Source organism: Curtobacterium sp. NPDC088465 (genome assembly GCF_044753165.1).
Lineage (GTDB): Bacteria > Actinomycetota > Actinomycetes > Actinomycetales > Microbacteriaceae > Curtobacterium.
The window spans coordinates 53,036-72,397 of record NZ_JBIVMR010000005.1; the positions used below are offsets into that span (position 1 = coordinate 53,036).

General features: G+C 70.3%; 22 protein-coding genes. 8 read left to right on the top strand and 14 right to left on the bottom strand.

Annotated elements, in window-relative coordinates; translation table 11 throughout:
- Window positions 1–151: 151 nt before the first annotated feature.
- Window positions 152–1,357 (top strand): MFS transporter, encoded by a 1,206-nt coding sequence (locus ACIP6W_RS15315; protein WP_066656297.1) that lies wholly within the window; start codon window positions 152–154, stop codon window positions 1,355–1,357.
- Between the two features lie 48 nt (window positions 1,358–1,405).
- Window positions 1,406–2,224: an aldo/keto reductase gene (locus ACIP6W_RS15320; protein ID WP_400430316.1), complete on the top strand. Its 819-nt coding sequence runs from the start codon at window positions 1,406–1,408 to the stop codon at window positions 2,222–2,224.
- A gap of 34 nt (window positions 2,225–2,258) precedes the next feature.
- Here the strand turns inward: ACIP6W_RS15320 and ACIP6W_RS15325 are convergent, their stop codons facing one another.
- The 4 genes from ACIP6W_RS15325 to ACIP6W_RS15340 all read right to left on the bottom strand — a co-directional run bounded on the left by ACIP6W_RS15325 (window position 2,259) and on the right by ACIP6W_RS15340 (window position 6,009).
- Window positions 2,259–2,843, bottom strand: coding sequence for an IS5 family transposase (locus ACIP6W_RS15325; RefSeq protein ID WP_400430318.1), 585 nt, complete (start codon window positions 2,841–2,843; stop codon window positions 2,259–2,261).
- 70 nt (window positions 2,844–2,913) lie between these two features.
- Window positions 2,914–4,608, bottom strand: a complete 1,695-nt coding sequence (locus ACIP6W_RS15330; RefSeq protein ID WP_400430320.1) for an MFS transporter — start codon at window positions 4,606–4,608, stop codon at window positions 2,914–2,916.
- Window positions 4,499–5,128 (bottom strand): class I SAM-dependent methyltransferase, encoded by a 630-nt coding sequence (locus tag ACIP6W_RS15335; RefSeq protein ID WP_400430322.1) that lies wholly within the window; start codon window positions 5,126–5,128, stop codon window positions 4,499–4,501. The genes ACIP6W_RS15330 and ACIP6W_RS15335 overlap by 110 nt, the downstream gene beginning before the upstream one ends.
- Window positions 5,125–6,009, bottom strand: coding sequence for an NAD(P)/FAD-dependent oxidoreductase (locus tag ACIP6W_RS15340; RefSeq protein WP_400430351.1), 885 nt, complete (start codon window positions 6,007–6,009; stop codon window positions 5,125–5,127). The genes ACIP6W_RS15335 and ACIP6W_RS15340 overlap by 4 nt, the downstream gene beginning before the upstream one ends.
- On the opposite strand from ACIP6W_RS15340, the gene ACIP6W_RS15345 reads away from it, so the two are divergent.
- Both ACIP6W_RS15345 and ACIP6W_RS15350 read left to right on the top strand, forming a co-directional pair.
- Window positions 5,917–6,180: a hypothetical protein gene (locus ACIP6W_RS15345; protein WP_271826366.1), complete on the top strand. Its 264-nt coding sequence runs from the start codon at window positions 5,917–5,919 to the stop codon at window positions 6,178–6,180. The two genes, ACIP6W_RS15340 and ACIP6W_RS15345, sit on opposite strands and share 93 nt — an antisense overlap.
- Window positions 6,153–6,728: a helix-turn-helix domain-containing protein gene (locus ACIP6W_RS15350; protein ID WP_066656309.1), complete on the top strand. Its 576-nt coding sequence runs from the start codon at window positions 6,153–6,155 to the stop codon at window positions 6,726–6,728. Before ACIP6W_RS15345 ends, ACIP6W_RS15350 begins: the two co-directional genes overlap by 28 nt.
- 762 nt (window positions 6,729–7,490) lie before the next feature.
- Here the strand turns inward: ACIP6W_RS15350 and ACIP6W_RS15355 are convergent.
- The 5 genes from ACIP6W_RS15355 to ACIP6W_RS15375 all read right to left on the bottom strand — a co-directional run bounded on the left by ACIP6W_RS15355 (window position 7,491) and on the right by ACIP6W_RS15375 (window position 11,557).
- Window positions 7,491–8,876, bottom strand: coding sequence for a LamG-like jellyroll fold domain-containing protein (locus ACIP6W_RS15355; RefSeq protein WP_400430324.1), 1,386 nt, complete (start codon window positions 8,874–8,876; stop codon window positions 7,491–7,493).
- Between the two features lie 65 nt (window positions 8,877–8,941).
- On the bottom strand, window positions 8,942–9,535 hold the full coding sequence (locus ACIP6W_RS15360; RefSeq protein ID WP_066656325.1) for a hypothetical protein: 594 nt from the start codon (window positions 9,533–9,535) through the stop codon (window positions 8,942–8,944).
- A gap of 133 nt (window positions 9,536–9,668) precedes the next feature.
- A complete protein-coding gene (locus ACIP6W_RS15365; RefSeq protein ID WP_066656327.1) occupies window positions 9,669–9,875 on the bottom strand; it encodes a tautomerase family protein in 207 nt (68 codons plus the stop codon).
- A gap of 39 nt (window positions 9,876–9,914) precedes the next feature.
- Window positions 9,915–10,817, bottom strand: a complete 903-nt coding sequence (locus tag ACIP6W_RS15370) for an SDR family oxidoreductase (RefSeq protein ID WP_400430326.1) — start codon at window positions 10,815–10,817, stop codon at window positions 9,915–9,917.
- A complete protein-coding gene (locus ACIP6W_RS15375; protein WP_066656331.1) occupies window positions 10,817–11,557 on the bottom strand; it encodes an SDR family oxidoreductase in 741 nt (246 codons plus the stop codon). The genes ACIP6W_RS15370 and ACIP6W_RS15375 overlap by 1 nt, the downstream gene beginning before the upstream one ends.
- 97 nt (window positions 11,558–11,654) lie before the next feature.
- On the opposite strand from ACIP6W_RS15375, the gene ACIP6W_RS15380 reads away from it, so the two are divergent.
- On the top strand, window positions 11,655–12,422 hold the full coding sequence (locus ACIP6W_RS15380; RefSeq protein ID WP_081985077.1) for a TetR/AcrR family transcriptional regulator: 768 nt from the start codon (window positions 11,655–11,657) through the stop codon (window positions 12,420–12,422).
- Window positions 12,419–12,919, top strand: a complete 501-nt coding sequence (locus ACIP6W_RS15385) for a VanZ family protein (RefSeq protein WP_209685922.1) — start codon at window positions 12,419–12,421, stop codon at window positions 12,917–12,919. Before ACIP6W_RS15380 ends, ACIP6W_RS15385 begins: the two co-directional genes overlap by 4 nt.
- 141 nt (window positions 12,920–13,060) lie before the next feature.
- On the opposite strand, the gene ACIP6W_RS15390 is transcribed toward ACIP6W_RS15385, so the two are convergent.
- From ACIP6W_RS15390 to ACIP6W_RS15400, 3 genes are all read right to left on the bottom strand, one after another.
- On the bottom strand, window positions 13,061–13,351 hold the full coding sequence (locus tag ACIP6W_RS15390; RefSeq protein ID WP_209685924.1) for an ArdC-like ssDNA-binding domain-containing protein: 291 nt from the start codon (window positions 13,349–13,351) through the stop codon (window positions 13,061–13,063).
- A 49-nt stretch (window positions 13,352–13,400) separates the two neighbouring features.
- Window positions 13,401–14,241, bottom strand: a protein-coding gene (locus ACIP6W_RS15395; protein ID WP_245172482.1) for an IS5 family transposase whose coding sequence is annotated in 2 segments (ribosomal slippage) — window positions 13,401–13,937 and window positions 13,939–14,241 — 840 coding nt in all. Because the reading frame shifts where the segments join, the coding sequence is not laid out codon by codon here.
- 99 nt (window positions 14,242–14,340) lie between these two features.
- Window positions 14,341–14,679 (bottom strand): hypothetical protein, encoded by a 339-nt coding sequence (locus ACIP6W_RS15400; RefSeq protein ID WP_066656341.1) that lies wholly within the window; start codon window positions 14,677–14,679, stop codon window positions 14,341–14,343.
- 149 nt (window positions 14,680–14,828) lie between these two features.
- Here ACIP6W_RS15400 and ACIP6W_RS15405 point away from each other — a divergent pair, with 149 nt between their 5' ends.
- Window positions 14,829–15,644, top strand: a complete 816-nt coding sequence (locus ACIP6W_RS15405; protein WP_400430328.1) for a LysM peptidoglycan-binding domain-containing protein — start codon at window positions 14,829–14,831, stop codon at window positions 15,642–15,644.
- Window positions 15,645–15,709: 65 nt separating this feature from the next.
- Entirely contained in the window at window positions 15,710–16,231 is a 522-nt protein-coding gene (locus ACIP6W_RS15410) for a ribonuclease H (RefSeq protein WP_066656346.1), read from the top strand.
- A gap of 99 nt (window positions 16,232–16,330) precedes the next feature.
- Here ACIP6W_RS15410 and ACIP6W_RS15415 read toward each other — a convergent pair whose 3' ends face one another.
- Both ACIP6W_RS15415 and ACIP6W_RS15420 read right to left on the bottom strand, forming a co-directional pair.
- Complete coding sequence (locus ACIP6W_RS15415) at window positions 16,331–16,582, bottom strand: DUF6458 family protein (RefSeq protein WP_400430329.1); 252 nt, start codon at window positions 16,580–16,582, stop codon at window positions 16,331–16,333.
- 104 nt (window positions 16,583–16,686) lie between these two features.
- Window positions 16,687–19,248, bottom strand: a complete 2,562-nt coding sequence (locus ACIP6W_RS15420; protein WP_400430331.1) for a DEAD/DEAH box helicase — start codon at window positions 19,246–19,248, stop codon at window positions 16,687–16,689.
- Between the last annotated feature and the right edge of the window lie 114 nt (window positions 19,249–19,362).

Here is a 19,362-nt window from a genome sequence, read left to right on the forward strand (position 1 = left end):
CCCACACTCGTGGAGAGCCTCGATCCACAGGTGTGGAATCGACGCGTCGGCGTGTCGCGGCAGCCCGTGCCGAGCACCGTGGGCACCCGGTCTGTCCACAGCACCCCCGGACGGGTGACGGCACGTTCCGTCCGGTCGGTACGCTCGTCCCGTGAGCGCCTACGGACCCCTGCTGAAGACCCCCGGAGTCGGTCGCGTCATCGCAGCACAGCTCACCGCACGCTTCCCGTTCGGCATGCTGTCGCTCGCCTACCTGCTGCACGTCGAGCACGTGTTCCACTCCTACGGCGCCGCGGGGCTCGTCCTCGCGACGACGAGCATCGGCCAGGCGATCGCCGGCCCGCTCACCAGCCGCTGGATGGGCAGCTGGGGCATGCGGCCGGTGCTGGTCCTGACGAGCGCCGTCGCCCTGGCGAGCATGGTCGTGATCGCGTTCGTCACGATGCCGCTCTGGGGGTACGTCGTCGTCGGGTTCCTCGGCGGTCTGGCGGTCCCGCCCGTGCAGCCCGCGGTGCGCACCATCTACCCGAAGATGGTGACCTCGTCGCAGCTCACCCCCCTGTTCTCGCTCGACGCCAGTGCGCAGGAGCTCATCTGGGTCGCCGGCCCGGTCATCACCACGTTCGTCGCGACGCAGGTCGGCACGGTGCAGGCGATCGTCGTCGCCATGGTGTTCCTGGTCGTGGGCGGCGTGTGGTTCATCGCCTCCCCCGAGCTCGGTCGCGTCCGCATCCCCCGGTCGAAGCGCGCGTTCGGTGTCGTGCTGAAGCGGCCGTCGGTGATCGTCGCGACGCTGACCGGCCTGCTGCTCATCGGCGCGTGCTCGGCGGTCGAGGCGAGCGTCACCAGCGTCTTCGGAGAGGGCAGTCCGAACGCCGGCATCGTCCTCGCGGTGTTCGCGGTCGGGTCGCTCGCCGGCGGCCTCGCGCTCGGACACCGACCGATCTCGAAGAACACGCTCTGGGCGCGCATGTCGATCGTCTTCGTCGGGCTCGCGCTCGCGGTCGGCGGCACCGACTTCTGGTGGCTCTGCCTGGCCCTCGTCATCGCCGGCGCCGGCATCGCCCCGGCACTCGCGGTCATGTTCGGCTCGGTGTCCGCGACGGTCAAGTTCTCCGACACGGCCGAGGCCTACGGCTGGATGGGCACCGGCCAGCTCATCGGCGCCGCCGGCGGGTCTGCCGTCGCGGGCTTCCTCATCGACGCGAACGGCCCGACCGGCGGCATGACCGTCGGAGCGGTCATGGCGGCGGCGGGGGTCGTCCTGCCGCTCGTGACGAAGCGGTGGTTGCCCGACCTGCGCGGCCGCGACGCGAGTCCCCTCCCCGACACCGAGCCGGTCACGCTGCCGAGCTGACGGCCGGGAGGCACGACGCACCCCCGCCCCGATGGGCAGGATGGGTGCATGGTCACCTCCTTCCCCCTCCGCGACGGCCGGTCGATCCCCGCGATCGGGTTCGGCGTCTACAAGGTCGACGACGCCGAGGCGGAGACCGCCGTCGGCCTGGCGCTCGACGCCGGGTACCGCCACGTCGACACGGCCGAGATGTACGGCAACGAAGCCGGCGTCGGGAAGGCGATCCGTGCCTCCCGGCTGGACCGCGACGACGTCTTCGTGACCACCAAGGTGTGGAACGACCACCAGGGGCGCGACGCGACCCTGCGGGCGTTCGACGCGAGCCTCGAGCGGCTCGGACTCGACGTCGTCGACCTGTACCTCATCCACTGGCCGGCGGCGGCGAACGGCCGGTACGTCGAGACGTGGCGGACGCTCGTCGAGCTGCGCGAGCAGGGTCGGGCGCGGAGCGTGGGCGTCTCGAACTTCCAGGTGCCGCACCTGCAGCGGGTGGTCGACGAGACGGGCGAGGTGCCGGCCGTCAACCAGGTCGAGCGCCACCCGTGGCTGCCGCAGCGCGAGCTGATCGCGTTCCACGAGGAGCACGGCATCCGGACCGAGGCGTGGTCGCCGCTCGGACGTGGACGGCTCGTCGACGACCCGGTGCTCACGCGCATCGCGGAGTCGCACGGGGTGAGCGTCGCGCAGGTGCTCGTGCGGTGGAACGTGCAGCAGGGGGTCGTCGTGCTGCCGAAGTCGGTGACGCCGTCGCGCATCCGGGCGAACCTCGACGTCGACGGGTTCGAGCTGACCGACGAGGACCTGACCGCGATCGCCGGCCTCGAGAACGGACAGCGGACCGGGTCGCACCCGGACTCGGTGTCCTGACGCGGTCGCGGTCGCCGTCGCCGTCGCCGGGGATCTAGAGCGTGTCTCCTGAATGGTGGGTCCAGGCGATGACGGCGTTGAGCACGACGGCTGAGCGGTAGACGATCGCGAGGTCGTCGTACCTCGTCGCCAGGGCTCGCCATTGCTTGAGGCGACAGAAGCCACGCTCGACGACGTTCCGGTTCCTGTAGTCGATGCGGTCGTAGGTCACGGGTCTCCCGCCGCGGGAACCACGCCGTTTCCGGTGTCCTTGCTGGTCGCGAGGCTCGGGGATCACGGACTCGATACCGCGGTCGCGCAGGTGTTGCCGGATCGCTTTGGATGAGTACGCCTTGTCACCGCGGAGCCGGTCCGGTCGGGTCCGCGGCCTGCCCACCGGACGGGCCACTTCGAGCGCTGCCAGCAGCGGCAGCAGCATCGGTGAGTCGCCGGCTTGTCCGGGCGTGATCAGGGTGACCAGGGGCAGCCCGTGGCCGTCGACGAGCTGGTGGACCTTCGTGGACAGGCCGCCGCGGGAGCGGCCGCATCCGTGATCAGGCGGCTCGAGCGTCCGCAACCGGACGGCCACGTTTGCCTGTCGGACTCGGCATGAACGACTGGATCGAAGACCACTGAGCATCGGAGAGCAGCTGGAATCATGTCACCACTACAGCGCGCCAGCGCTCTACCTGATCTTCAGCAGACACGCCCTAGTGCGTTGCAGCGGGAGTACTGGCGTGGGCTTCTTCCGATGTGGGGTCTTCGCTCTGCGCTCGCTTGCCGGAATTCCGGGTCAGGAGACCGGCGATCGTCGCGGCGAGGAAGAGCGCGGCGGACACCAGGAAAGCGGTCTGGTAGGCGGCAAGCGTCGTCGCACCTGTCGGTGTTCCCGAACCCTCTGTGAGGAGAGCAGTGGCGTAGACGGTGTTCAGCAGCGCGACGCCGAGAGCTCCGCCCAGCTGCTGCGTCGTGTTGATCGTGGCGCTGGCGACTCCGGAGTCAGCGTCCGTGACGCCGTTCAGCGCGGCGTTGTTGATCGCAACGTACGTCACACCGAGTCCGAGGCCCATCAGGATCTGGGAGGGCAGCACAACGGTGATCCAGGATGACGGGCCGATCGTGGTCAGCCACGCCATGCCTGCGGTAGCGAGGATGAGGCCGCCGACGATGAGGGGCTTGGCTCCGATGCGGGGCAAGAGGGATGAGGACAGCGTGGCACTCGCGACGATGCCGATGCTGAAGGGGAGGAACGCAAAGCCGGTCTGCAGCGGTGTGAAGCCGAGGGAGAGCTGCAGGTAGTAGGTGAGGAACAGGAACATACCGAACACCGCCGCGTTGGCAAGGAAGCCGGCAGAGAGCGCGCTGGCGCGGGTGCGGTTCGTCAGGATCCGTAGTGGGAGCATCGGGTTCTTCACCTTCGCCTGCACGAACACGAAGGCTGCGAGAAGCACGACGGCGCCGATGAGCGAGGCGATCGTGACGGCGCTGGTCCAGCCCGCGCCGGGTTCGGCGGCGTAGGTGAACCCGACGACGAGGAGAGCGGATCCGGCGGTGACGAGCACCGCGCCGAGAACGTCCAGGCGGCGCGAGCTCCCGGCGTGGCTCTCCCGAACGGCCCACATCGCCGTGATCACGGCGACGAGGGAGATCGGCACGTTGATGAACAGCGTCCAGCGCCAGTTGACGAATTCGGTCAGGACCCCGCCGAGGAGCAGACCGACTGCACCGCCAGCCCCCTGAACGGCCCCGTACGCGGCAAACGCCCGTGCTCGCTCACGCGGGTTGGTGAACGTGACGTTCAGCAAGGACAAGGCTGCGGGTGCGAGGGCTGCGGCGAACACACCCTGGGCGGCGCGAGCGGCGAACAGCATCTCTGGCGTTGAAGAGAGACCACCGATGGCGGACACGATCGCGAAGCCGATGAGCGAGATGACCAGGGTCTTCTTGCGCCCGACGATGTCCGCGATCCGACCGCCGAGCATCAGGAGCCCGCCGAAGGTGATGGCGTAGGCGGTCACGGCCCAGACGCGGTCAGCGTCCGAGATCCCGAGTTCCTGCTGCGCCTCCGGCAAGACGATGTTGATGATGAAGGCGTCGAGCACGACCATGAGGCTGGCCAGTGTGATCGCGACGAGGGCGAACCACTTCCGTGGGTTCTCCGGTGCGGACGGCGGCGGGGCGGTGACGGGTGAATCTGACACGTGGTGGTCCACTACTTTCGGGCAGGCCAAGGAGGCCCGAGGTGACGGGGAGGGTGGGGCAAGCACGAAGCACGAACCGGCTTCGGTTGGTCGGTCAAGGACGCTGGGCGATGATGACGTTGTCAGCGACGTCGGCGCGCTGCCCGTCAGGGCCGGACGCCTCACGCCACGCGGTCTCCTGCCGCACGATGCGCAGGTCTTCACCGAGGCCCAGCCGGGTCACCGCCTCGTTCGCGGTGGGGAACTCCTGGTCGTGGGCACCCCAGGACCATGGTGCCGATGACGCGTGGTCGATGACGACGAGGTACCCGCCCGGGGACAGGACTTCGGATGTGCGACCGATGATCGCGTTCCGGTCGATGTCCACTGGCGTGTGGAAGTAACAGGCGTACACCAGGTCGAACGGGCCGGCGGGGATGTCTCGAGCAAGATCCTTCCGGAAGGCACTCAGGCGCGGGCCCAACTCACTGCGCTGCGCTGCGTCGGTGACGCGTGCAATGGCGGTCGCGGAGACGTCTACCGCAGTGACGTGCCAGCCGTTGGAGGCGAGCCAGAGCGCATCCCCACCGTGTCCGCATCCGAGGTCCAGAGCACGAGCCGGGACAGGAGCCAGGTCATCCAGGACTGCAGCGAGGACTGCGTTCGGCCGGGTTGCCCAAGACGGGTCCATGCCCTGGTAGTGGGATTCCCAGAACCGCTCGCTCGGCGTGGTGTCCTCGCTCATCGCGTCTCCGCCTTCGCGCTGCCGCGGAGTGCGAGGCGGACGTCGTCGAGGACGAGAGCGTGGTTCACCGCGCCTGCGGCGAGGGCCGCGGTGCCGATGGAGACAGGGACGTTGGCCATCGCGTTGACCACGTTCCCGGCCGCCCACACCCCGTGGACGCTCGTCCTCCCGCTGGGGTCGACGGTGGCGAAGGACCCCCAGGGGTGTTCAGTGCGCTCGACCTCCAGCTGTCGCAGTGCCGCGTCCTGTGGGATCAGACGCGGTGCGGTGAAGATCGCGTCGAGCTCGATGGTCCGTCCATCGTCGAACTCCACGCCGGACAGCTGGTCACCTCGGGACAGCACACGCGTGACTCGCCCATCCTCGATCTGGATGCCGCGGGCGTCGAACGCCGCCTGGTCCTCACCGGTCGGCGCATCCGTGTCGTGTGCGAGGTAGATGATCTGGTCGGACCACTGTCGCAACAGTTGCGCTTGGAAGATGCTGCCGGGGCCGGTAGCCAGGATCCCGATCCGTCGGTCGCGCACTTCGTACCCGTCGCAGTACGGGCACGCCGCGACACCGCTGCCCCAACGCTCGGCGAGGCCATCGACGTCAGGCAGTTCATCGCTGGCACCCGTCGCCACAAGGAGCGCCCGCGCCAGCACGGTCCGGGAGTCATCGGTCTCCACCGCGAACCCGTCGCCCTCGTGACGGGTCGTCACAGCCGGAGTGTCCCAGATGGCACCGCCGTGGGCTTCGACTTCGGCCCGACCTACCGCGAGGAGCTCCAGCGGAGGTTTCCCGTCATGACCGAGGACACCGTGCATGTGGGCGGCGAACCTGTTCCGGGGTGCCCCCGCATCGAGCACAAGCACCTTGCGGCGCGCACGTCCGAGCATCAGCGCTGCGCTGAGGCCAGCACTACCGCCACCGAGTACCACGACATCCCACTCGAATCTGCTCACGTGATGACCCTGCAACACGGTGACCAGAACCTCAAACTGATTTGCGAGAATCGCAAAGGCGGGAGAGGCTGTACGGTATGGGACACGACGACCTCGATGCGGTGATGGACGGGCTCGGCGCGCGGCTGAGGGAGCAGCGGACGAGACGGGGCCTCCGGCTCGCCGACGTGAGCGAGATCACGGGAGTCTCGATCAGCATCCTGTCCAGGCTCGAATCAGGGGTCCGCGCTCCAAGCCTCGACGTGCTGCTGAAGATCGCCCGCGTCTTCCAGGTTCCTCTCGACGAGCTCGTCGGCGCGCCCGCATCCGGTGATCCACGTGTGCACCCCAAACCGGTCCGTCGCCACGGGATGATCTACCTTCCCCTCACCACGAGGCCGATCGGGGTTCAGGCCTTCAAGGTGATCCTGCCGGGTCGTGAGCCGGACGCGCGGATCTGCCAGAAGACCCATGTCGGCTACGAGTGGGTGTTCGTTCTCACTGGGACGCTGCACCTGCAGATCGGCTCGACACTCACGGTGCTCGATGCTGGAGAGGTGGCCGAGTTCGACACGGCAGCGCCGCACGGCATGGCCAGCGGCACGACGAACCCGGTCGAGGTCCTGACCCTCTTCAGCGCACAGGGCGAGCAGCTGCACATCCGCGACGCCTGACCGTCGAGACTGCTCGCCAGGGTTGACGGTCGAACACAGAGAACCCGCGGTGTGGCGCCTTGCCGACCGCGTCACCTACGAGCGCGGGGCAGGGTTCCCAGGAGCGCCGAAGTTGATGAGCTCAGGAGGGCGTCCCAGAGACAGAGATGCCGCACCGCAATCTCCGGTTGGTCGGCCTACGCGGTGTGACCTGCAACGCGGAGTGGGCACAGGGCAGAGCCGCCCTGTGCGGACACCCTCCGTGCGGCGTGTGCCGTCGGGGCCGGCGTTGTGCTCCACGAGTCGAGCCAACCGCCGTTTCGTCACCTGTCAACGTATGTTGACGTGCCGTATCGGGCCGCGCCTCCGCGTCCCCTGACAAGAGCTCCTTCCGGTCAGCGAACTTCGTTGAAGCGAGGTCTGCTGGCCGAACCCGCGTTCACGACGCCACACGCGGCAGCCCCGAGTGGGCGAAAGTCGGACCCGTCACCCGACGACATCAACGCCGTTGTGCAACGGCGATCGTCGCTGCACCCGCACCCGAGCGGACGGCCAGTCGACGCCGCCGGCGCTACAGACAGGATCGGTCCGACCTACCAAGACTTCTTCACCAACGGAGATGCCAGTGGTACGCGCGTCCGTTCGGCTGGGGTCCAGAGAAATCGCACCGGACTGATCTGCCGACGACTCGGTTTGAACATGCGCTTGACTCCCGGCTCGGCGGGCGGGCCCCGTTCCCGAGTGACCAGGGCCTGCGTGCCTACTGCTTCGGCGTCCTGCCGGTCATCTGCCGACGGCAAAGTGTTCCTGCACCGCGGCCGCCGGCAGCGTGTCTTCATATACGGCGACGTTGTCGAGGTTGCCCTTGAAGTGGAATGTCGTGTGGTTGCCGGGCCAGCCGTTGAGGTTGTCGAAGCCGATCCGCCACCACCCGGTGCTGACCTCTGCTCTGGCGTTCGAGCTCGCGGCGACCTGTTCGCCGTCGACGTACAGCCGCATGCCCGACGCGTCCATGGTCGCGGTGGCGAGGTGCCAGACGCCGTCGTTCAGGCCGGCTGCGGAGCTGATCGCGATGTTGGTGCCGTTGTAGGCGCCGAAGTGCACGGCGCCCTCGTCGGAGAGGTAGAGCTGTCGGTCGTACTTGGTGGACTGGTCCGAGCGGAGGTTGCCGAAGCCGAGGAGCATCCCGCCGGTCGTCGTCGTGGTCCGGAACCACGTTTCGATCGCGAAGATCTGCGGTGCATCGACCGCCGCGTCCGTGATCACCTGCCCCCGCACCCCGCCCGTCAGCAGGGACGGACTGTCCCCGGCTCGGCAGGTGCCCGGGGCGAGCGAGACTCCCGAGGTGAGGGTGCCGTGGCGACCGTTCCCGGATCCGTCGGCCGCGGAGGTGCCGGGGGCGTCGTCGAACCGGTAGGTCAGGTACGTGTGTGCGAACGGCGCTCGCTGCAGACACGGGAACGTCGCGGTGGCGAGCCGGGTACCCGTGTTCGCCGCGGTGGCCGTGAACGCTGCGCGAGCGGCATCGTCCACCACGATCACCACGGCGAGGACGGCGGCGAGTGCACCGACGAAGACCACGCTCCGGGCACGTTCCGCGCGGACGGACCGCCGTCGTCGCCGACCGTGCCCGACCGCACGGGTCACCTCGGGTCCGCCTGGGCTGCCCAGGCGGGACGAGAGCACGAGGGCGCCCCCGAGTCCGAGCGTCGCCGCGGCGAGCCTGCCGACGTCGTGCTCGCGGACCCACAGTGCAGGGAGACCGACCAGCGGGACCCGGAGCACACCGACCCCGCGGACGTCCGCCGGCTCCACCGTCCGGGCATCGGGCGTGGGGTTCGCGTCACCGCGGAGTTGCAGGGAACCCGACGGCGTCCGCGCGACGAGTCGGTGCAGCAGCAGCGCTTCCGGGTGGTCGGGGTCCTCGACCAGCAGCACCTGCCCGATCGTCACCTCCCGATCGTGGACCGGCATCGCGACGACCACGTCACCTGGGAGGATCTTCGGCGCCATGGATCCCGACACCACCGTCGTGGGGGTCCACGCCCATGACGCAGGCAGCGCTGCCCAGAGCAGGAGGCTCACGGTGACCACGAGGACCGTGCGGCCGAGCAGTGCCGCAGCGAACACCACCCAGGTCGAGGCGGAGGCGTGCCCGGATCGTGTCACCGCGACAGCCGAGGGCTGTTCGCGTCGTCCGTCCGGACGCAGGGTGACGTCGGCCACGGCCGGGCTCAGGAACTCTGCGCTTCCCAGGTGAGACCGATGCGCGCGGTCCCGTTCTGGGCAGAGTTCGGCGTCGCGGCGTCGAGCGCGACCGTCACCTGGTACGTGCGCGACTCGGAGGAACCGCCGGCGGTGCGCCAGGTGCCGATGCCGTTCGAGAACCTCGTGGCGGTCGATCCGAGGTCGGCGAGGGAGCCCGACCAGACCGCGGCGGGCGAGAGCGGGGTGAAGCCGCTGCACTTGCCGAAGGACCCGCCGGTGCCCTCGGTGACGGTGACGTGCAAGGAGCTCGACAGTGCGTTGGTGGTCGCCGGGTCCGTGCCGTACAGCTTCACCGTCGAGGGGAGTGAGCCGGTCGACGTGACGACGATGCACGATGTCCGCGTGTCACCGGGCTGCAGCCCGGAGGCCGTGAAGAGCGCGGTGTCGGAATCGTCGTCACTGAGCGAGACGGACCCGGCAGACCAGGTGTTCGGGGCGTTGCTCGTCGTGGCCGAGAAGGCGGCGTAGGACGCCTGGGCGATGACGAGGCCGGAGGCCAGGACAGCCGTCGGGACGACGGCGAGGGCGATGGTGCGGCGTGCTCGAGACGTGAGGTGCACGGGGTTCCTTCGGGGAGGGCGCCACACCGTCGTCGGTGGACGCGAGCATGTGCAGGACGAGGGAGCGCGGATCGACTCCCGGTGCGGGGCGCGGCGGGGCCGTGCTGTCGGTCCCCGCCGCGCCCGGAGATGGTCAGACGCGGCCGAGCATCGCCTCGTTGAGGATGGTGCCGCCGAGCATCCAGCCGCCGTCGGCGACCTCGTCGAGGATGACGAGCGTCGTGGGTCGGGCTCGCTCGCCGTAGACGTCGACGATGGCGTCGGTGACGGCGTCCTGCAGCTTCTTCTTCGACTCCGGGGTCAGGGTGTCAGCGGGGACCTTGATGTTGGCGAAGGGCATGGTGTTCCTCTCGGTGGGGTGTCCCGGACGTTCCGGGGGTCAGAGCGCGGCGTTCGGGGACAGGAGGTCCTCGATGCCGACGCGGTGGTAGAACTCGGATCGGATGCGGTCGGCGACCGCCGAGACGACCTCGCTGCCGTCACGGGAGGGGTCGACGTGGGTCCGGAACGGGCGGGCGCCGTCGGCCAGGCCGACCACGCGCACGATCTCGTCGGCGACGTCCTGCACGTCGGCGTCGGCCGGCACGATCGCGGCGAGGCGGTCGGTCAGGTCGCGCCGGAGCGCCCCGTACTCCGTGTCGTGTTCGTCGACGCGGGCGGTGTCCGTCGGGACGGCGGCGTTCGTGAAGTGGTTCGTGCCCGAGGTGAAGGCGCCCGGGACCACGATCGTGGTGTCGATGCCGAAGCGGATCAGTTCCGCCGCGTAGCTCTCGGCCAGGGCGTCCATGCCGGCCTTCGCCGCGAAGTACGGCGCCAGGAACGGCGGGTGGCCGCCGCGGGTGGCCGAGCTGCCGACCCAGACGACGAGTCCGGACCGGCGCGCCCGCAGGTGTGGCAGGACGGCACGTGCGACGCGCTGGGCGCCGACGACGTTGACGTCGTACAGGGCGGCGAACTGTTCCGGCGTGAACGCCTCGGCCGGACCGTAGGCCATGTGGCCGGCGTTCTGCACCAGCACGTCGATGCGCCCGTGCGCACGCATCACGGTGCTGACCGCCTCGTCGACGGACTGCTCCGACTGCACGTCGAGCTCGACCGCGCCGAGCTGCAGGCCCTCGCGCACGGCGAGGTCGTCGAGCGCGGCACGGGCGGGCGCGTTCCGGCCGTCGACCGCACGCATCCCGGCGACGACGACGTGCCCCGCCCGCGCGAGCGACTCCGCCGTCAGCCGGCCGAAGCCGCTCGACGCGCCCGTGACGAGGACGACCCGCGGCGTCGGCATCAGACCATCCCGCCGTTGGCGCGGATGGTCTGGCCGTTGACCCAGTGCCCGTCGGGCCCGGCGAGGAACGCGACGACACCGGCGATGTCCTCCGGCATGCCGAGCCGTTCGAGGGGCGGGACCTTCGCCAGGGTGTCGATCTGGTCCTGCGTCTTGCCGTCGAGGAACAGCTCGGTCGCCGTCGGCCCCGGGGCCACCACGTTCGCCGTGACGTCCCGGCCGCGGAGCTCCTTCGCGAGGATCATCGTCATGCCCTCGACCGCGCTCTTGCTCGCGACGTAGGCGCCGTAGGTCGGGAACTGCGTCCCCACGACCGACGTCGACATGCCGACGAACGCCCCGCCGGCCCGGAGACGACGGGCAGCCTGCTGCGCGACGACGAAGGTGCCGCGGATGTTCGTCCGGTGCAGTGCGTCGAGGACGTCGAGGTCCTGGTCGGCGATCGTCGACAGCGCAAGGCGGCCGGCGGAGTGCACGACGACGTCGACGCCGCCGTGTTCGGCCTCGACCCGGTCGAACATCGCGGCCACGGCGTGCTCGTCCGCGACGTCGGCCTGCACGGCGACGCCACGGCCGCCCGTCCGCTCGATCTCGGCGACGGTGTCCTCGGCGGCGGCCGTCCCGCTGGCGTGGTTGACGACGACCGTGAAGCCGTCCGCGGCGAGCCGGATCGAGACGGCGCGGCCGATGCCGCGAGAGCCGCCGGTGACCAGGGCGACGCGGCGAGGAGTGGTGCTCATCGTCTGTCCTTTCAGTGATACGCGCAGAGCATTTCGGCGCTACGGCAGAACGTAGCACGGTTACGATCATCGATACAACTTGCGCTACGATCACTGCATGGCCCGATCTGACGAAGCGCTCCGCAGCGCCCTGCTCCGCGCAGCGGAGGACCAGCTGGTCACTGCCCCCGACGGGGACGTCGCCACCCGAGCGGTCTGCGAAGCGGCCGGCGTGACCCAGCCCGTGCTCTACCGGATCTTCGGCGACAAGCGCGGGCTCCTCGACGCCCTCGCCGAGACGGGCCTGCAGCGGTACACCGCTCGGAAGGCCGAGCTCGAGGTGTCCGACGACCCGGCAGCGGACCTGCGCCACGGATGGGACGACCACCTCGCGTTCGCTCGGGAACACGCCGCCCTCTACCGGCTGATGTTCGCCCCACGGCCGTGGGCGAGCAGTTCCGCGCGGGACGGCCTGACCGCGCTGCTCGAACGGACGCTGACCCGGTGCGCGGCCGCGGGCCTGCTCCGCGTCGACGTCCCCGTCGCAGCGACCATGCTGCTCGCCGCCAACGTCGGACTCGCACTCCACCAGATGACCACGACGGCTCCGGACACTGCCGACGACGACGCACTCCGGGACGCGGTCCTCGACGCCGTCCTCATCGAGGCGTCCGCCCGCGACCAGGACGACCTCGACGCGGCTGCTCGTCGCCAGCTCCGCGCCCGGCTCGACGACGACGGGTCGGACGCGTTGCTCCCCGAGGAGACCGCACTCATGCGGATCTGGCTCGACCGACTCGACCACGAGGCCGACCACGAGGCCGACCACGAGGCCGACCACGGCCACGAAACCGACCACCACCAGGACCACGAAGGCACCCGATGATCTCCACGTTCCTCGCCGAACACGCACCCCTCGTCCCCATCGGGTTCTGGGTCGCCCTCGCCGTCGCCACGGGGGTCGCCTGGCTGCTCCACCGTCTGCGGCTCCGCGGCGTCCTGCTCGGCCTCTCCGGCCTGTCGTTCGTCGCCGCCCTCGTGCTCACCCTGCTCCCCGACGGTGCCCGCTCTGGCGGCGTCACCTGCACCGTGCAGTTCTCGGTCCCGTTCCAGGGCATCGACACCCTCGCCAACATCGCGCTGCTGCTGCCGCTCGCGCTCTTCCTCAGCGTGGCGACGAGCCGGCCACTCACCGTCCTCGCCGGCACCGTCGCCCTCTCCGTCGCCATCGAGGTCGTGCAGGCCCTCGCACCGGCCCTCGGCCGGCGATGCGACACCAACGACTGGTTCATGAACACCGTCGGAGCACTGCTGGGCGCGGTCATTGCTCTGACCATCCATGCGATCGACCGGCGGCGGCGCGCCGCTTTCGTCCTGGACTGAACCGCTGCCGGATCACGACAGGCGCTGACCGGTCGATGTCCGTCCTCGATCAGGGTGCGATGTGCGCGTGCTCACCTGCCGCAGCAAGAATGGTGAGCGCCCCGACAGGCCTGCCGTCAGCTGCACCGATCGTGTGCGGGATCATCGTCGGCCGAGTCCCTGCCACTTGCGGAACCCGGCGACGCGCGACGCGTCGGGGCGCTGACCGAGGATCAACAACACGTTGCCCAGGCTGTAGGCGTGGAACGCGGACGCGCGCGCGAGGAACGCCGTCCACCGTTCCGCGTCGCGCAAGCTCTCAACCTGCGTCGCGATCGACTCGTGGAGTGCGGCGGCCTGCGCCTTCTTCTCCTCGATGGTGCGGCGGGGCGTCGAGGTCTTCCCGGCCGGACGGAGGGCCGCGGTCTTGGTGGTGCGTGTCGTGGTGATCATGGTTCCTGCTCCTGGGTCGATCGGGGACGATGGGCGGAGCGGGAGGGATCTAGATCGTGTCTCCTGAATGGTGGGTCCAGGCGATGACGGCGTTGAGCACGACGGCTGAGCGGTAGACGATCGCGAGGTCGTCGTACCTCGTCGCCAGGGCTCGCCATCGCTTGAGGCGACAGAAGCCACGCTCGACGACGTTCCGGTTCCTGTAGTCGATGCGGTCGCAGGTCACGGGTCTCCCGCCGCGGGAACCACGCCGTTTCCGGCGTCCTTGCTGGCCGCGAGGCTCGGGGATCACGGACTCGATACCGCGGTCGCGCAGGTGTTGCCGGATCGCTTTGGATGAGTACGCCTTGTCACCGCGGAGCCGGTCCGGTCGGGTCCGCGGCCTGCCCACCGGACGGGCCACTTCGAGCGCTGCCAGCAGCGGCAGCAGCCTCGGTGAGTCGCCGGCTTGTCCGGGCGTGATCAGGGTGACCAGGGGCAGCCCGTGGCCGTCGACGAGCTGGTGGACCTTCGTGGACAGGCCGCCGCGGGAGCGGCCGCATCCGTGATCAGGCGGCTCGAGTCCCGGATCCGTGTGATTCGATGGTTCCCCCTGTGGTGCGGGCGATGTTCGTGGCGTGCTGATGCGCGCGAGCGATCGTGGAGTCCACTGACAACGACCGATCCACCGCCCCAGCCTGGTCCGCGGACGCTGTCACCGCGGCGAGGACCCTGTCCCACGTGCCGTCGCCTGCCATCCGGCGATGCCACTTCCACACCGTCTGCCACGGCCCGAACACCTCGGGCAGGTCACGCCACGCGATCCCGGTCCGATACCGGTCCACGATCCCCTCGACCATGCTCCGAGCGTCCGCAAACGGACGGCCACGTTTGCCTGTCGGACCCGGCATGAACGACTGGATCGAAGACCACTGAGCATCGGAGAGCAGCTGGAATCATCTCACCACTACAGCGCGCCAGCGCTCTACCTGATCTTCAGGAGACACGCCCTAGCCCCGGCGGTCCTCCTCGGACTGCCACGGCAGGTTCAGGTCGCCCGGCTCGGGCTCGACGTCGCCCGCGTCGTCCGCACCGCCGGTGCCGGGTGCCGCCACCACGCGGGACGGGTCGATGCCGTCCTGCTCGAGGTCCTCGCGGCTGCGCTGCTGCGTCTGGGACGCGACCGTCTCCCGTTCGCTCGACGGGCTGTAGGACGTGTCGGCGGCACGCTGCTCGCGGTCGCTCACGCCGTCGACGTCGTCGCTGTGCGCCGCGTCGCGGAGTTCGTCGTTGCGGGCGCGGTCGTCGGACTCGTCGGGGCCGGGCACGTTCGGGATGCTGTCGCTCATGCCCCGCACAGTAGGCCGGGGCTCCTGGTACCGGTTCGGTCACGACGGCCGTGATCCGGTTCGCGCTCGGGTACCGTCGTCCCGACGAAGGGGGTCGGACGATGGGTCGGACGAGGGCACGGGGCACGGCGGCCGTCGCACTGGTGGGGATGAGCACGCTGCTGTTGGCGGGCTGCTCGCTGTTCGGCGACGACGCCCCGCTGCCGGCGCCGACCGGCCACGCTGCGCCGAGCGCCTCCGCGACGCCGGGGCCCGTCGACGGGTCGGCTGCCGCGGACGACACCGCCCAGCCCGTCGCGGCACCGCAGGCGGTCCCGGCCGGCACGGTGGTCGCGGAGACCGACGCCGTGTCGAAGTCCGGCGACACCGCGGTCCACGTCCGGGTCGTCGCGAACGACCACGGCACGTTCGACGCGGAGCTCTCCGGCTACCGCACCACCCAGCCGCAGCCGATGTCGGTGGAGTTCCGGCGCACGGCGCAGTACGGGGACGGCTACGACGCCCGAGCCGTGGGCACGACGAGGTGGGGCGCGCAGGCCCAGCCCCCGGCCACCGTCAGCCTGTCCGGAGCAGGGGCGGACCCGGACTGGCTGCGCACCGTCGTCCTCGTGCCGGACCAGTCCGACGGTGACGACAGCGACCGCCCGTGGGTCCACAAGGTGCTCGCGATCGGCACGCTGTCCTGGTCGATCCCGGATCCGGAGCCGGATCTCCACGTCACGCTCGGCACCGCTCGCCCGGGTGCCTACGGCTACGCGTTCGACGCCGCCGACGAGACCCTCCGCGGCACCACCGGCACCCCGGTCAGCTACCGCGTCAATCAGGGTGACGACCTGACCACGATCGCGAAGCGCTTCGGGATCACCGTCGCCCAGTTGCGGTGGCTGAACCCGCAGATGGAGACGGAGGGCGACGACTGGGTGATCAAGGGGACCCTGCTCAACCTCGACCCCGCCACGCGCTGATCTGGCGTGCGTCCGTCGGTCGGCTACGCTCGTCCAGCACCCCGCACCACCCAGGAGGCCACATCGTGACCATCGTCGCCGCCGCAGACGGCTCCGCCCTCGGCAATCCCGGACCGGCCGGCTGGGCCTGGTACGTCGACGACGACCGCTGGGCAGCCGGAGGGTGGCCGCGGGCGACGAACAACATCGGCGAGCTCACGGCCGTGCTGCAGCTGCTCCGCGCCACGAAGGACACCGGCGAGCCGCTGCACATCCTCTGCGACAGCCAGTACGCGATCAAGGCGTGCACGGAGTGGCTGGCCGGGTGGAAGCGCAAGGGCTGGCGGAAGGCCGACGGCAAGCCCGTGCTGAACGTCGAGATCATCAAGGAGCTCGACGCCGAGCTGCAGGGCCGCAAGGTCACCTTCGAGTGGGTCCGCGGTCACGTCGGCCACGAGATGAACGAGGCCGCGGACGTCCGTGCCCGCGGCGCTGCGACCGCCTTCCAGAACCGCACCGAGGTACCGACCGGTCCGGGTTGGCCGGACACCGTCGTCCCGCCCGCTCCGGAGCCGGTGCAGGTCGAACCGCCCGCCACCCTGTTCTGACGAGCCACACGCCCTGTCGGGCTGCACGACGACGGGCCGCACGACGACGGGCCCGGGCGATGTCCTCGCCCGGGCCCGTCGTCCGCTCGGGACGTGCGCTCAGTAGGTGCCGTCGCGACGGTCCTGCCGGGTGATCTGCTCCCCCGACGACGGGTCGACGCCCGACCGGGTGGTGGTCGTGGTCCGACGCCCGCCGAACCCGACCGCCAGGCTGATGATGAGCAGCACGACCCCGGCTGCCATCAGGATGTAGCCGATCAGGCGCAGGTCGATGCCGGCGATCTGGTAGTCGACCGCGAAGGCGACGATCGCTCCGATCACTATCAGGGCGATGCTCGATCCGATGCGCATGACGGGTCCTTCCGTGGTGCCCCGTCCCGGGTGTCCGGGGCTGGCGTCGAAGGTACCCGGACCGCGGCGGCGAGGTTCCGTGTGACCGCCGAGCGAGGCCGCCCTCAGTCGATGTCGACCTCGGCCCAGCCGTCGAACCGGCCGATCTCGGTGACGCGCACCACGGCTTCGCCGGTCTCGTCGGACGCGTCCAGGTCGATCGTCGCCGAGAACCCGAAGTCCTTGTCGCCCTCGGGGTCGGCGAAGATCTGCCGTGCCCGCCAGGTCCGACCCGGCCCGTGCTCGTCGAGCACCAGGTACGCCATCGACCGGGCGTCCCCGTCGGTCCCGATCGCGTCGTGCTCCTCGTAGTACTCCTCGAGCACGGCGTCCCACTCCTCCTGCCCGAACCCTGCGGCCCCGTCGAGCGCGGCGAGCCCGGCAACGTCGTCCGCCGCCGCGAGCAGCACCCGCTGGAACAGGGCGTTCCGCACGAGCACCCGGAACGCCCTCGGGTTGCCGGTGAGCCGGGCGGGCTGCGGCGGCGCGATCTCGTCGTGTTCCGCGGCGGCCTCCGCGACGGAGCCGTTGACCAGCGCCTCCCACTCGTCGACGAGCGAGGAGTCGGTCTGCCGCACGACCTCGCCGAGCCACTCGATCAGGTCGTCGAGCTCGGGCGTGCGCTGTTCCTCGGAGATGGTCTGGCGCATGGTGCGGTAGGCGTCGGACAGGTACCGGAGCACGAGTCCCTCGGAGCGGGTCAGCTGGTAGAACCGCACGAAGTCGCCGAAGGTCATCGCCCGCTCGTACACGTCGCGCACCACGGCCTTGGGCGACAGCGTGAAGTCGAGCACCCACGGCTGTTCGGCCGCGTAGGCCTCGTACGCGGCGGTCAGCAGTTCGTCGAGCGGCTTGGGCCAGGTGACCTCCTCGAGCAGCTCCATCCGCTCCTCGTACTCGATGCCCTCGCGCTTCATCCGGGCGACCTCCTCGCCGCGCTCCTTGAACTGCTGCTGCGCGAGGACGGCGCGCGGGTCGTCGAGGGTCGCCTCGACGACCGACACCATGTCGAGCGCGTACGTCGGGGACTCGGGGTCGAGCAGTTCGAAGGCGGCGAGTGCGAACGGCGACAGCGGTTGGTTGAGCGCGAAGTTCACGGGCAGGTCGACGGTCATGCGGTAGCGCCCGTCGACCTTCTCGATCACGCGGGCGTTGATCAGCGTGCGGGCGATCGACAGCGCGCGTCGGGCCATCGCGAGCTGCCGGGAGCGCGGCTCGTGGTTCTCGAACACGAGCGAGCGGACGTCGGTGAAGGCGTCACCCCCGCGGGCGACGACGGCGAGCACCATCGCGTGCGTGATCCGCATCCGCGACACCATCGGCTCGGGCTCGGCGGCGATGAGCCGGTCGAACGACGCCGGCCCCCACGAGACGAACCCCTCCGGCGCCTTCTTCTTCTTGACCTTGTTCTTCTTCTTCGGGTCGTCCCCGGCCTTGGCGACGGCCCGGGCGTTCTCGATCTCGTGCTCCGGCGCCTCGGCCACGACGTCGCCCTCGGTGTCGTAGCCGGCTCGTCCGGCTCGTCCGGCGATCTGGTGGAACTCGCGGGCGGACAGCTGCCGCATCCGGGAGCCGTCGAACTTCGTCAGCCCGGTGAGCAGCACGGAGCGGATCGGCACGTTGATCCCGACCCCCAGGGTGTCGGTGCCGCAGATGACCGGCAGCAGGCCGCGCTGGGCGAGCTGCTCGACGAGCCGGCGGTACTTCGGCAGCATGCCGGCGTGGTGCACGCCGATGCCGGCCCGGATGAGTCGTGACAGCGTCTGCCCGAACCCGGCGCTGAACCGGAACCCGGCGATCGCGGCGGCGATCTCGTCCCGGCGTTCACGCGACGCCACCTTCACGGACATGAGCGCCTGCGCACGCTCGAGCGCCGCGGCCTGGGCGAAGTGCACGATGTAGACCGGCGCCTTCCCCTCCTCGAGCAGACGTTCGACCGTCTCCTGCACCGGGGTCAGCACGTACTCGTACGACAACGGCACGGGCCGCGAGACGCCGGTGACCCGTGCGGTCGGGCGCCCGGTCCGGCGCGACAGGTCGTCGGCGATGGTCGTGACGTCGCCGAGCGTCGCCGACATGAGCAGGAACTGCGCGCGCTCGAGCACGAGCAGCGGCACCTGCCACGCCCAGCCGCGGTCGGGGTCGCCGTAGAAGTGGAACTCGTCCATCACCACGACGTCGACCTCGGCGTCCGGGCCCTGGCGGAGCGCGGTGTTCGCGAGGATCTCGGCCGTGCAGCAGATGATCGGGGCGTCCGCGTTGACGCTCGAGTCACCGGTCACCATGCCGACGTTCTGCGCGCCGAACAGGTCCACGAGCTGGAAGAACTTCTCGGAGACGAGGGCCTTGATCGGCGCCGTGTAGTAGCTGCGCTTGCCCTCGGCGAGCGCGGCGAAGTGCGCCCCGGCCGCGACGAGGGACTTGCCGGTGCCGGTCGGCGTGCTGAGGACGACGTTCGCGCCGGAGACGAGCTCGATGAGCGCTTCGTCCTGCGCCGGGTAGAGCGGTCGTCCGCCCGCCTCGGCCCAGTCGGCGAACGCCTGGTAGACCGCGTCGGGGTCGACGGCGCCGTCGACCGCCGCCGGCAGGGCGGCGAGGAGCGGCGGGGTGGTGGTGACGTCGGTCATGCGCCCATCCTCCCAGGTGGGCGGTGACCGGCAGACGAGCCGGCGGCGGACGGGAGGCACGGGGCCGCTCCGTCACGCATCCGGCGTCCGCACGCACCGACCGCAGGTCGCAGG